The sequence below is a fragment of the Sphingomonas larreae genome (assembly GCF_051400595.1).
Taxonomy (GTDB): Bacteria; Pseudomonadota; Alphaproteobacteria; order Sphingomonadales; family Sphingomonadaceae; genus Sphingomonas.
This window is the reverse complement of the sequence record NZ_JBLFFI010000001.1, coordinates 1,106,220-1,118,864: the sequence shown is the minus strand read 5'-3', so window position 1 is coordinate 1,118,864 and position 12,645 is coordinate 1,106,220. Positions and strand designations below refer to the sequence as shown.

At 69.7% G+C, this 12,645-nt stretch carries 11 protein-coding genes; 6 read left to right on the top strand and 5 right to left on the bottom strand.

Annotation, left to right across the window (positions count from 1 at the left end):
• The first annotated feature begins 348 nt into the window (after positions 1-348).
• Positions 349-570, top strand: coding sequence for a hypothetical protein (locus ACMGDM_RS04935; RefSeq protein ID WP_436802986.1), 222 nt, complete (start codon positions 349-351; stop codon positions 568-570).
• 69 nt (positions 571-639) lie between these two features.
• Here the strand turns inward: ACMGDM_RS04935 and ACMGDM_RS04930 are convergent, their stop codons facing one another.
• The 4 genes from ACMGDM_RS04930 to ACMGDM_RS04915 all read right to left on the bottom strand — a co-directional run bounded on the left by ACMGDM_RS04930 (position 640) and on the right by ACMGDM_RS04915 (position 3,353).
• Positions 640-1,206 carry a glycine zipper 2TM domain-containing protein gene (locus tag ACMGDM_RS04930; RefSeq protein WP_436802985.1) on the bottom strand — a complete coding sequence of 189 codons (567 nt, stop codon included), beginning with the start codon at positions 1,204-1,206 and terminating at the stop codon, positions 640-642.
• A 95-nt stretch (positions 1,207-1,301) separates the two neighbouring features.
• Entirely contained in the window at positions 1,302-1,730 is a 429-nt protein-coding gene (locus tag ACMGDM_RS04925; protein WP_436802984.1) for an OsmC family protein, read from the bottom strand.
• 107 nt (positions 1,731-1,837) lie between these two features.
• Complete coding sequence (locus ACMGDM_RS04920) at positions 1,838-2,143, bottom strand: glycine zipper 2TM domain-containing protein (RefSeq protein ID WP_132909476.1); 306 nt, start codon at positions 2,141-2,143, stop codon at positions 1,838-1,840.
• A 421-nt stretch (positions 2,144-2,564) separates the two neighbouring features.
• A complete protein-coding gene (locus ACMGDM_RS04915; protein WP_436802983.1) occupies positions 2,565-3,353 on the bottom strand; it encodes a crotonase/enoyl-CoA hydratase family protein in 789 nt (262 codons plus the stop codon).
• 126 nt (positions 3,354-3,479) lie between these two features.
• On the opposite strand from ACMGDM_RS04915, the gene ACMGDM_RS04910 reads away from it, so the two are divergent.
• From ACMGDM_RS04910 to ACMGDM_RS04900, 3 genes are read left to right on the top strand one after another with little or no spacing between them, the layout of a single operon-like run.
• The gene (locus ACMGDM_RS04910) at positions 3,480-3,929 is read left to right on the top strand and encodes a PaaI family thioesterase (protein WP_436802982.1); all 450 of its coding nucleotides are present in this window, start codon (positions 3,480-3,482) and stop codon (positions 3,927-3,929) included.
• Positions 3,926-4,321 carry a PaaI family thioesterase gene (locus tag ACMGDM_RS04905; protein ID WP_436802981.1) on the top strand — a complete coding sequence of 132 codons (396 nt, stop codon included), beginning with the start codon at positions 3,926-3,928 and terminating at the stop codon, positions 4,319-4,321. The genes ACMGDM_RS04910 and ACMGDM_RS04905 overlap by 4 nt, the downstream gene beginning before the upstream one ends.
• A gap of 11 nt (positions 4,322-4,332) precedes the next feature.
• Positions 4,333-4,971: a trimeric intracellular cation channel family protein gene (locus tag ACMGDM_RS04900; protein WP_436802980.1), complete on the top strand. Its 639-nt coding sequence runs from the start codon at positions 4,333-4,335 to the stop codon at positions 4,969-4,971.
• A gap of 177 nt (positions 4,972-5,148) precedes the next feature.
• On the opposite strand, the gene ACMGDM_RS04895 is transcribed toward ACMGDM_RS04900, so the two are convergent.
• Positions 5,149-5,892 (bottom strand): Crp/Fnr family transcriptional regulator, encoded by a 744-nt coding sequence (locus ACMGDM_RS04895; protein WP_436802979.1) that lies wholly within the window; start codon positions 5,890-5,892, stop codon positions 5,149-5,151.
• Between the two features lie 240 nt (positions 5,893-6,132).
• Here ACMGDM_RS04895 and ACMGDM_RS04890 point away from each other — a divergent pair, with 240 nt between their 5' ends.
• Both ACMGDM_RS04890 and ACMGDM_RS04885 read left to right on the top strand, forming a co-directional pair.
• Entirely contained in the window at positions 6,133-9,549 is a 3,417-nt protein-coding gene (locus ACMGDM_RS04890) for an amidohydrolase family protein (RefSeq protein ID WP_436802978.1), read from the top strand.
• 516 nt (positions 9,550-10,065) lie between these two features.
• Positions 10,066-12,627, top strand: coding sequence for a TonB-dependent receptor (locus ACMGDM_RS04885; RefSeq protein WP_436802977.1), 2,562 nt, complete (start codon positions 10,066-10,068; stop codon positions 12,625-12,627).
• The last annotated feature ends 18 nt before the right edge of the window (positions 12,628-12,645 follow it).

Genomic DNA, 12,645 nt, shown 5'->3' with positions numbered 1-12,645 from the left:
AGCGTGGTCCTTTCGCCACAGGAGGCTTGTGAGCGAGGCCCTAACCGTAGGTCCGGGCTCGACCGAGGCGCCACGGCGCCGCGGGTGTCGAGCCGGCTTGTCGCGCACGGACCCTAAAGCGCTCTGGCCAGTGGCATACCCCGGCGAACCCCTGGAACGCTCCTCATCTTCCGTCATCCTGGGCTTGGTCCGGGATACGGCGAGGTTTTGCGGAGGGGAACAGAGGGGAGAGGTTTTGAGGCGGTGCCGTCATCGGCGGCCGGTCGTCTGCGGGCCGACCGCCTACCCACCCGATAGCGCCACCGCCTCACTCTTGTAACACACCCCTGTCGTCGCCACCTCAGGCGCATGCTCAACCTGTTCTCGATCCTGATCGGTCTCGTCGCGCTGCTGCTCGGCATCGTGCCGTTCCTGCCGTTCCTCGCCTGGGGCTATTGGTTCGTCATTCCGATCGCGGTGGTCGGCGCGGCTATCGGCGCGCTGTCGTCGCGCAACACCGGGCGCAACCTCAACCTCGTGCTGATCCTGATCTTCGGGCTGCGCCTGATGCTTGGCGGTGGCATCATCTGATCGCGCGCGAAACGGCCCCGGCATCGCTGCCGGGGCCCGCTCCGTACGCAATACTGAACCGAGAGCGCCTTAGCGGCAGACCACCTGGCCGCGATCGACCTGCTGGCCGAGCAGCGCGCCGCCGCCTGCACCGATCACCGTGCCGAGCAACTTCGAGCCGCCGCCCGCGATGATGTTGCCGAGCGCACCACCGGCGAGACCACCGACGATCAGTCCCGTGGTGCCGTCGTTGCGGCGGCAATAATAACGATTGTCGTAGCCGCGATAGATGCGGTCGTTGCGACCGAGTGCGCGGGCGCGGTAATAGCGGCCGTCGCGATAGTAACGGTCGGCAAAATAAGCGCGCTGCCCGGGCTCGAAGCGGTTATAATCGTAGCGCGACGACTGGCGCCAGTCGCGGACGCGGTCGTTGCGGTCGCGCCGGGCGTCGCGGATGTTGTCGCGATACTCGCGCCGCGCGTTGCGGACGTCGCGGCGGGAGTCGGCACCGCGCAGGTCCTCGCGATATTCCTGCCGCGCCTCGCGCACGTCGTTGCGATACTCGCGCTCGGCTCGGCGAGAGTCCTGCGGCGCGGCGACGGCGGGGACGCTGGCCAAGGTGGTAGCGGCCAGCGCGGCGGCGAAGATGATACGCATCACTCGTCTCCTTGTTCAGTGATGTCGCAAGAACGGCGCCGCCGCGCCCCAGGTTGCGTGAACGGCAAACTACTTGGCGTTCACTTGCGAGACACTTACGCCTCCAGCCTGTGCGTCAGCGTCACTTCCGCCTTGAGCAGCTTGGAGACGGGGCAATTGGCCTTGGCGTCCTGCGCGATCCGCTCGAACTCGCCCTGATCGATCCCGGGCACGTGCGCGACGAGGTCGAGCTTGGACGAGGTGATGGTGAAGCCGTCGCCGTCCTTCTCCACCGCCACCCGCGCGCTGGTCTCCAGCGTGCCGTCGCTATAGCCCGCACCGGCGAGCGCGAAGCTGAGCGCCATGGTGAAGCAGCTGGCATGCGCCGCGGCGATCAGTTCCTCGGGATTGGTGCCGGGCTCGTCGCCGAAGCGGGTGCCGAAGCCGTAAGGCTGGTCATCGAGCGCCTTGGACTGGGTCGAGGTCCAGCCCTTGCCCTCCTTGCCGAGACCTTCGTAGCGTGCCGAACCACTGCGTGTGGGCATGAGATGCTCTCCGGATGTTCGCGTGAACGAGAAAAGGCGCGGTCCGCACCCGCGGACCGCGCCCCTCCAACGTCGATCAAGCGAAAAGGCTCAACCGTGCGCCGTGCTCAGCGGCACTGACGCTTGCCGCTGCGCTCGATCTCGCGACCGGCCAGCGCGCCGCCGACGCCGCCGAGCACGGTGCCCAGCGTACGGTCACCGCGCGTATCGACCGCACGGCCGAGCAGGCCGCCCGCGACGGCGCCGACCACCAAGCCGGTGGTGCCGTCCGGCTTGCGGCACCGCAGCCGGCCGTCGTTGCCGCGCCACTCGCGATACTTGTAGCGGCGCTGCGCGTCGGCCTCGACAGTGGTGGCCACCAGTGTCGGCGCGACCATTGCAGCGGCACCGAAGGCCAGCATCAGCTTACGCATCACTTCTTTCTCCCGTTCCCAATTCATGTTGGCCACGTAACGTGTCGTGTTTAGCGCGGTTGCATGAACGTGGAACAACGCCGCGTTCATGGTGTTGCGGCCGTCCCGCCGTGGGGCGGTGCGGTGACGTAGGCGAGTGGGAAGGGGCGCGAGTGCCCGCCCCGCGCTCCGCCGTCGTCCTGAAGTCGTTTTCGATCCCTCGTGCCGCACACACCATGAGCGCGGCGCATCCGGCAACGTGGATCCCGGGCCGAGGCCGGGATGGCGGAGCGGGGGAGCTTACACGCCACACGTCTCGTCATCTGCTGGCTTTTGGGTCCGGATCCACGGCTCCGCCTACCTCGTCGGGGCAGCGCCCGCGCCACGGCTGTATCCTCGTACGAGCGCAGGATGACGGCCGGTGCGGCAAGAATGCCGCCCGCTACGCCGGATCGCTGAACCGCGCCTCTCGCTTTTCCATATTGGCGCGGACCGCCTCGATCTGGTCGGGCGAGCGCAGCAACGCCATCTGCTCGGCGCTTTCCGCCGCCAGGATCGCGGGGATGTCGCCATCCGCGGCGAGCGCGAACAGCCGCTTGGCGGCGCGCACCGCGGCGGGGCTACGCGCGGCGATCGCGCGCGCGATCGCCAGCGCGCGCTCGCGCGGGGCCTCGTCGAGATGGGTCACCAGCCCGCACGCCTGCGCCTCGGCGGCGGAGAACTCGCGCGCGGTATAGACCAGCTCGCGCAGCACGTCCTCGCGCACGCTGCCGCGCCACAGCGCGTAGCCGCCCATGTCGGGCACCAATCCCCAATGCGTCTCGCGGATCGCCAGCCGTGTGTCCGGGTGCGCGACACGCACGTCGGCGCCCGCGAGCAACTGGCAGCCACCGCCGAACACGACGCCATGCGCCGCCGCGATCACCGGCACCGCCAGCGTGCGCCAGCCGGTGCAGACGAACTGGACGTCGTTGCTGGCGCCGCGCGTCCGTTCGCCCAGCGTGAGCCCGGCGTCGCCCGCCGCCATCGCCGCCATGTCGAGCCCGGCGCAGAAGCCGCGCCCTTCGCCCGAGAGCACCACCGCGCGCAGCCCCGGCATGGTGGCGAAGCGGTCGATCGCGGCGGCGAGCGCGGCGAACATTGCGGGGTCGAGCGCGTTCATCTTGTCCGCGCGCGCGAGCCGCACGTCGGCGACGCCGTCCTCCAGCGCGATCGTCACCCGCTCGTCCATCGTCCTGCGCTCCCTCGTGGCGCACGGATCATGGCACGGCGCGTGCGGCTTGTCGCGCCGGCGCGATCGCGTGCGTGGGCAACGTCGCCGTTGCGCCGCGCCCGCGGGCGTGTAGACGCTGGCGGCATGGATCTGGACCCGGCGGCGGCGCTCAAGGCGCTCGAGGCGCGCAACTTCGGCGGGCACAGCGGCCGGCTGGGCATCCGCTACCATGATCGCGGCCCCGGCTGGGTCGAGCTGGCGCTGCCCTTCTCGCCCGACCTGATCGGCGACGAGGCGAGCGGCGTGCTCGCCTCCGGCCCGATCATCGCGCTGATGGACGTGGCGACCAGCATCGCGGTGTGGCAGCGGATCGCCGGCTTCGTGCCGCACGCCACGCTCGACCTGCGCATCGACTATCTCCGCCCGGCGCGTCCGGGCCGCACCGTGATCGGCCGCGCCGAATGCCTGCGCGTGGCGCGCTCGATTGCGTTCACCCGCGGCATCGCGCACGACGGCGACCTCGCCGACCCGGTGGCGCATGTCGCGGCGACGTTCATGGTGCCGAGCGGCACCTATCCCAAGGTGGTGCCGTGAAGCTTCCGCCCTATGCCGAGCTGCTCGGCGCGACGCTTGAGTTCGGCGACGATGGCGCGCCGGTCATGGTGATGCCGTTCGGCGAGGACGTGGTCGGTCGGCCGGGCTTTCTCCAGGGCGGCGCGATTTCGGGGCTGCTCGAGGTCGCCGCGATCGCCGCGCTCCACCATGCGCTGGCCGCCGAGGGCGAGCCCGGCGGCGGGGGCCGGGTCAAGCCGATCAACGTCACGGTCGATTTCATGCGCGGCGGGCGCGACCATGTCACGCGCGCGGCGGGGACGATCACGCGGCTGGGCACGCGCGTCGCCAACGTCGAGGCGGTGGCGTGGCAGGACGATCGCGCCCGGCCGATCGCGGCGGCGCGGATGAATTATCTGATCGAGCGCGACTGAGGGCCGCACGCATGACCCCGCCGCTCGAACCCGCGGTGCTGCTGCCGGCGTTCGCGCCGTGGCTCGACGTGGCCGGGATCGCGGTGTTCGCGGCCTCGGGCGCGCTGGCGGCCGCGCGGCGCGCGCAGACACCGGTGACGCTCGCCTTCTTCGCGCTGATCACCGGCGTGGGCGGCGGCACGGTGCGCGACCTGCTGATCGGCGCGCCGGTGTTCTGGGTGCATGATGCGCGCGTGGCGGCGGTGTGCCTGGTGATGGCGGCGGTGATCTGGGCGACGCCCGAGCGCTGGTGGCGCGGCGCCGCGCTCGATTGGTTCGACGCGGTCGGGCTCGCCGCTTATGCGGTGTACGGCGCGGCCAAGGCGCTGGGCTATGGCGTGCCGCCGGTGCCGGCGGCGCTGATGGGGGTGGTGACCGGCTGCGTTGGCGGCATCATCCGCGACGTGCTGGCGGGCGAGCCGTCGATCCTGATGCGGCCCGAACTGTACGTCACCGCGGCGGCGCTGGCGGCGGGGCTGCATGTTGCGCTGCGTCAGCTCGGCGTGCCGCCGTTGGTCGCCGCCAGCGTCGCAGCGAGCGCGGGCTTCGCGCTGCGCGCCGCCGCGATCCGCTGGAAGCTGGCGCTGCCGGCCTATGGGGAGCGGCCATAGATCCTCCCGCTAGCGGGGAAGGGACCATGCGCAGCATGGGGCCAAGCGTCCACGACCGCTGCGCTGCGCGGCGAGCCTCCTCCTCCACCACCGCGCTGCGCGCGGCGGTCGAGATCGCGTCCGTTGGGCACGATCCCGACCGCCCACCCCCTCCCCAAGGAGAGGATCCGGCGCCGCTCACGCTCCCGCCGCACTCCCCAGCAGCCAGCTGACGTCCTGCGTGAGTGCACGCTCCTGCCGGGCCGACATCGCGCGCAGCCGCGCGGGGTCGAGCAACTCGACGCGTTGTCGGTGGCGGCGGATCAGCCCGGTGTCGACCAGCTGGCGGAACACGCGGTTGACGTGCACCGCGGTGAGTCCGAGGTGGTCGCCGATCTGCTCCTGCGTGACGGGCAGGTCGATCTCGTCGACCATCTCGCCGTTCACCGCGCCGAGGCGCTCGACCAGGTCGAGCAGCAGCGCCGCGACGCGCGCCAGCGCGGGCGTTCGCCCCACCGCGGCGAGCCGGTCCATCAGCGCCACCCGCTCGCGCTGGATGCTCAGCAGCATTGCCGCGGCGAAGTGCGGCGAGCGCCGGAACAGTTCGCCGAAGGCGGTGAGCGGCACGCGACTGACGCTCGCCGGGGTGAGCGCGGTCAGCGTGTCGGCGGCGCGTTGCAGGCACATGCTCGGGGTGCCGAGCAGGTCCCCGGGCAGGTGAAACTTGGTGATCTGCCGTTCGCCCCCGGGCAGCAGCACCGAGGACGCCATCCAGCCGTCGAGCAGCAGGTATATTGAGCGCGGCGTCTCGCCCTCGCGGCGCAGCACGGCATGGCGCGCGAGCCGTACCGGCGGCTCGCCCATCGTCTGGATCCGCTCGATGTCCGCGGCAGGCAATTCGATCGATTCGTTGAAACGGTGTAAGGGTAGCGTGTGAAGCACAGAGTTTTCCCGCGATAAGCGACCCCCATGCTAGCCGCTGTCTCCCCGCCAAGACTCTGACGTATTTTATAAAGTTCGGGAAATTGTGACAGGAGCGGGGTCGCTTCGGCTCACCCGCATGCGCACGTGCGGGCCGTGCTCCGTCGACCGCCGGGCTGCAAGGCCACCATCGCGCTCGCGTGCGGTTTCCATGCGCGCCATCCGCCTCTAACGTCCTGCGCGAAAGGGGAACTCTGCCACGTGTCTCATCGCGCTCTCACCGCCGTCGCGCTCTGCCTCGCCGCCGCCCATCTCGCCGCACCCGCGATCGCGCAGGTCGCTCCACCGCCCAATGACGCGCCGGTAACGCGGACCCAGGCACCCGAAGACCAGGCCACCACGCCGCTGCGCGACCAGACCGCTGCGCTGCCGCCGCCGCAACCCAGCGCCGGGGCACCCGCGGGCGAGACGGCCAAGCCCACCAAATGGGACGTCAACGCACCGCGCGGCCTGCGCACGCGCGAGGTGCGGATCGCCACCGACGAGGGCAGCTGGATGAACCTCGATGTCTCGCCCGACGGCCAGACGATCGCGTTCGACCTGCTCGGCGACATCTACACGATGCCGATGGCGGGCGGCACGCCGACGCGGATCGCCGCGGGCCTCGCGTTCGAGCACCAGCCGCGCTTCTCGCCCGACGGGCGCCGCATCGCCTTCACCTCGGACCGCGGCGGCGGCGACAATATCTGGGTGATGAACCGGGACGGCAGCGACAAGCGCCAGGTCACCAAGGAGGACTTCCGCCTGCTCAACCAGCCGACGTGGAGCCCCGACGGGCGCTTCATCGTCGCCAAGAAGCATTTCACCACCGGTCGCTCGCTCGGCACCGGCGAGGTGTGGCTCTACCATGTCTCGGGCGGCGGCGGGGTGCAGCTGGTCAAGCGCGCCAGCGAGGTGCTGCAGAAGGAGCTGGGCGAGCCGATCTACGCGCCCGACGGCAAGAGCGTCTATTACACCCGCAACGTCTCGCCCGGCCCGATCTTCGAATACGCCCAGAACTCGCGTACCGACCTGTTCGACATCGAGCGCTACGACCTGGACAGCGGCGAGGTGACGACGGTGGTGTCGGGCGCGGGCGGCGCGGTGCGGCCGACGCCGTCACGCGATGGCAAGCGCATCGCCTTCGTGCGGCGCGACGACAATGTCAGCAGCCTGTGGGTCAAGGATCTCGCCAGCGGCGAGGAGCGCAAGATTTACGGCCCGCTCGATCGCGACGTGCAGGAGACCTGGGCGGTCACCGGCGTCTACCCCAACATGGCCTGGACGCCGCGTGACGAGGCGATCGTCTTCTGGGCCGGCGGCAAGCTGCGCCGCATACCGGCTGGCGGCGGCGCCGCGAGCGTGATCCCGTTCCGCGTCGACGATACGCGCGTGGTGGTCGAGTCGGTCCATCCGCAGGTCGAGGTCGCGCCGGCGCGCTTCGCCACCAGGATGCCGCGCTGGGCCGAGGTTTCGCCTGACGGCCGTCAGATCGTGTTCGAGACGCTCGGCAAGCTCTGGGTCAAACCAGTCGCGGGCGGTGCGGCCAAGCGGCTGACGCGCGGCGACGACGGCTTCGAACTGTTCCCGAGCTGGTCGCGCGACGGCAAGCAGGTCGTCTTCGTCGGCTGGCGCGACGACACGCTCGGCCAGATCCGCACCGTTGCGGCGGGCGGCGGCGCGGCGCGCACCGTCACCACTGCGGCGGGCACCTACCGCCGGCCGCGCTTCTCACCCGACGGCAAGACGATCGTGTTCGAGCAGGGGCAGGGCGGCGAGCTCACCGCGCCGCGCGGCAACCCGGGCAGCGGCGTGTATCGCGTCGCGGCGAGCGGCGGCGCGCCCGAGCGGGTGGCGCGCGACGCCGCCGAGCCGCAGTTCGGCGCGAGCGGCGAGCGCGTCTTCATGATCGCCAATGACGGCGGCAAGCGCCAGCTCGTCAGCACCGATCTCAGCGGCGAGAACAAGCGCGTTCACGCCGCGGGCGAGCTGGTCAACGACTATCAGGTCTCGCCCGCGGGCGATTACGTCGCCTTCCGGCAGAATTACGAGGCCTTCGTGATGCCGCTGCTGCCCGGCAAGCAGGCGGTCGACGTCGACACCAAGGGCAGCGCGCTGCCGGCGACTCGGGTCAGCGCCGACGGCGCCGACTTCATCCACTGGTCCAATGGCGGCGAGCAGATCCACTGGAGCGCGGGGCCGGTACTCTACACCGCGCAGACCGCGCAGCTGTTCCGCGCCGCGCCGGCGGAGGAGGGGGCGAAAGGGGCATCCTTCACCCCGCCGCGCACCGGCGTGTCGCTGTCGATGGAGGTGGACGCCGCCAAGCCGACCGGCACGGTGGCGCTCACCGGCGCGCGCGTCGTCACCATGGCGGCGGCGGACGGCGGCATCGTCGACGACGCCACCGTGCTGATCCGCGGCGACCGCATCGTCGCGATCGGCCCGCGCGCGTCGGTGACGATCCCGGCGGGTGCGAAGACGGTCGATGTTAGCGGCAAGACGATCATCCCCGGGCTGGTCGACGCGCACGCGCACGGCCCGCAGGGCGACGACGAGCTGGTGCCGCAGCAGAACTGGTCGGCAATGGCCAATCTCGCGCTCGGCACGACGACGATCCACGATCCCTCGTCGCGCTCCGCGGAGATCTTCCCCGCCGCCGAGATGCAGCAGGCCGGGCTGGTGCTCGCGCCGCGTACCTTCTCGACCGGCGAGGTGATCTACGGCGCCAAGTCGCCCGACGTTTACGCGCAGATCGACGATTATGACGACGCGCTGGCGGTGGTGCGCCGGCTCAAGGCGGTGGGGGCGCACAGCGTCAAGAACTACAACCAGCCGCGCCGCGAGCAGCGCCAGATGGTGGTTGCCGCCGCCCAGGCCGAGAACATGGAGGTGGTGCCCGAGGGCGGCTCGCTGTTCACGCTTGACATGACGCTGGTGCAGGACGGCAATTCGACCGTCGAGCACAATGTCCCGCTTGAGACCTTCTACAGCGACGTGGTGCAGCTGTGGTCGCAGACCAAGACGGGCTACACGCCGACGCTGGTGGTGGCCTATGGCGGGCCGGCGGGGGACCCGTACTGGCGCGCGCACATGGACGTGTGGCGCCATCCCTTGCTGTCGCGCCACGCGCCGCCCGCGCTGCTCGCGGCGCAGAACGCGCGCCGCGAGATCGCGCCGGAGAGCGACTATGTCGACGGTGTCACCGCCCGCGAGGCCAAGAAGCTGGCGGACAAGGGCGTGCCCGTCGCGATCGGCGCGCATGGCCAGCAGCCGGGGCTCGGCGCGCACTGGGAGCTGTGGAGCTTCGTGCGCGGCGGCATGACCCCGGTCGAGGCGCTGCGCGCGGGCACGATCGCCTCGGCCACCTCGCTCGGTTACGCCAGGGACGTCGGGTCGCTCGAGCCGGGCAAGCTCGCCGACCTGGTGGTGCTGAACGCCGACCCCACCGCGGACATCCGCAACAGCGACAAGGTCGCGCAGGTGATGCTCGGCGGGCGGCTGTACGACGCCGCGACGCTCAACGAAGTCGCCACCGGCACACGTAAGCGCCAGCCTTATTGGTGGGAGCGCGCCGGCGACGCGAGCGGTGCGGCGGGGCGCCCGACGATCGGCCACGGCTTCGGTGATGTCGACTGAGGACCGGTGCGCGCTCCTCCCCGGTCGGGGCGGAGCAATCGCCTATGCTGGGTGAGAATCCGGCGCTCGCCCTGTCGCCGCCTTCCCCGCCTTTGAGCCGGATTCATGGTTCCGGACCCAGAAAGCTCTCTCCCTCACCGGGAGAGGGCTTGACGGTCGAACGACCGCGCTGCCCTTCCGGCTCTTGGGCCCGAAGCCGATCGTTTCGAGAAGAAACGTCGGGGGTGTGGGCGGGACCACGGATCCCCGGTCTGGCGCGGGACGACGCAACGGATCTCGTGTGCCGGAACATTCTGTGTCGGCCCTATGCGATAGCATTGCCAATGCTGTCCGGCGGGCTGGCGGAGGAGAGGTACGACGTCCAGCAAGCTGTAGAATTTGCGTCTCAAAATGAAGAAAGATGAGAATAACGTGAGCTAAACAAGTCGCGCGTGGTCATCGAACCGTCACTGTAGCGCAGCGCAATCCCTCTATCGGCCCGGGCCAGGCCAAAGAGCCGTAAAGGGGTTGAAGTTCATGTCGTCTATCTCGCGTCGTCGCCTGCACTTGCTCGCGGGTATCGCTGCGCTCGCCGTTCCGGGTCACGCGCTAGCCGCCCCGGGCGCCGACGCCCCCGCCGCGGACACGAAGCCAGCCGATCCCGCCGCGACGCCCGACGCCGCCGCCCCCGAGGCGACCGCGGGCGGGCTCGACGAGGTGGTGGTCACCGCCACGCGGCGCGAGACCAATCTCCAGTCGACGCCAGTCGCGATCAACGTGCTGAGCACGCAGGCGCTGCAGGACCGCCACGTGCAGAGCCTGTACGACCTCGCCGACGGCGCGGTGCCCAGCCTGCGCGTCGCCACGTTCGAGGCGCGGCAGAGCGCGCTGACGGTCGGCATCCGCGGCATCGTTCCGCTCGACGCCAACCAGCCCGCGCGCGAACAGGGCGTCGGCATCTACGTCGACGGCGTCTATCTCGGCCGCCAGCACGGGCTCAACGCCGCGCTGTTCGACGTCGAGCGCGTCGAGGTGCTCAAGGGACCGCAGGGCACCTTGTTCGGGCGCAACACCGAGGGCGGCGCGCTCAACATCGTCACGCGCGCGCCGTCGGGCGAGTTCGAGGGCCGCGTCCGCGCGGGGATCGGCAATTACGGCGCGTATAACGGCGAGCTCCACCTCGACCTGCCCGAATATCATACCATCAGCATCAAGGTTGACGGCGTCGTCCAGTATCAGGGCGCGACCACCAGGAACCCGCTCGCGGGGGAGACCGGCTTCAACTATTATGATCGCCGCGGCGGCCGCATCGCGGCGCGCTGGAAACCGTTCGAAGGCTTCACCAACGACTTCTCGTACGATTACGGGCTCGACAAGAACTCGCCCTTCTACAGCCAGCTGCTCAACTACAATCCAAACGGCTGCGCCCAAGGGCCGGTGAGCGCGGCGCCGAATTGCGTGCTGCCCGGCACCAATTACAGCACGCTGACCGGCACGGTGAAGCCGCTGCTGCCCGGCGTGGTGGTCGACGGCGACAGCCGGATGAAGGTGGCCGACATCGGCGTGCCGCAGCAGCCCAGCGTCGACCAGACGCATGGCTTCACCAACCTGCTGAAGTACAAGGCCTCGCCCGAGGTGGAGCTGCGCTCGATCACGGCGTGGCGCGGCGTCAACGCGACGCAGTGGGACAATTCCGGCGGCGCACACCGCGTGCCCGTGGTGAACCTCACCGCCGCCTGCACCGCGGCGGCGCCGTGCGGGTTCAGCCGCTACAGTCTCGCCGACCTGCACCAGAACCAGTTCAGCCAGGAGTTCCAGGCGGTCGGCACGATCGACCGGTTCGACTATGTCGCCGGCCTTTACTATTTCAACGAGCATGTCAGCGACGACGCCGCCACGCCGAACTCCAACGGCGCGGTCGCGGTGCTCAACGCCGCCGGGCAGGTGACCGGTGCCAATTACGTCATCCTCGATCCGTGCCGCGGCGCCGCCGGGTTCGGTTCGCAGCCGGGCTGCCGCTCGATCGACCGCGCCTCCGAGGTCTGGTCGAAGAGCTACGCCGCTTATGGTCAGATCACCTGGAACCCGACCGACGTGCTCCACCTCACGGCGGGTGGGCGCTACACGCGCGACACCAAGCGCGGCGTGCTGCATTATTCCCGCAACGTGAACTATGACGTCAACACCGCGGCGGCGACTGCGGCGGGCTATCAGCCGCTCGACCGCGAGTGGAACCGCTTCAATCCCGCCTTTACCGTCGCGGTCGACGTCACGCAGGACGTCCATGCCTATGCCAAATATGCCACCGGTTATCGCGCGGGTGGCGCCAGCTCGCGCACGGCCAATTACCAGTCGTTCGGGCCGGAGGACATCAAATCCTACGAGATCGGGCTCAAGTCCGACTTCTGGGATCATCGCGCGCGCTTCAACCTCGCCGGCTATATCATGGACCGCAAGGACAGCCAGGTCGACATCAGCTCGATCCAGCCGTTCAACGGCAGCAACTTCAACAATCTGGTGACGATCAACGCGCCCGGTACAACCAAGATCAGGGGCATTGAGGCCGACCTGACGCTCAACCCGATCGAGGGGCTGACGCTCAACGGCTCCTACGCTTATACCTATACCAAGATCCCGCCGGTGCTGATCACCTATAGCGCGGGGGGTGCGTCGAGCAGCGTCTACCAGAATTTCTATATCGTCTTTACGCCGCGCAACGCGGCGAGCGGGTCGATCGACTATCGCGTGCCGGTGGGCGAGGGCAGCACCACCTTCCGCTTCCATGTCGACGGCAATTACGCGCAGTCGACCCAGGCGTTCGATCAGTTCGCGACGCACAATGACGCGTCGCTGATCTTCAACGGCCGGCTCGCGCTCGCCGATATCGCGCTCGGCGAGGGCAAGCAGAAGCTCGAGATTGCGCTCTGGGGTCGCAACCTGTTCGACGAGCAATATGTGTTCCGCCGCGATCCGTCGAACAGCCTGCCCGCCGCGCCGACCAGCAGCGTAACCGCCGGGAACATCAGCAACGTGCTCGGCGACTACGGCAATTTCAACGCGCCGCGGACCTTCGGGCTGGAGGCTTTGCTGAACTTCTGAGGCGGTGGGTTCGCGCGC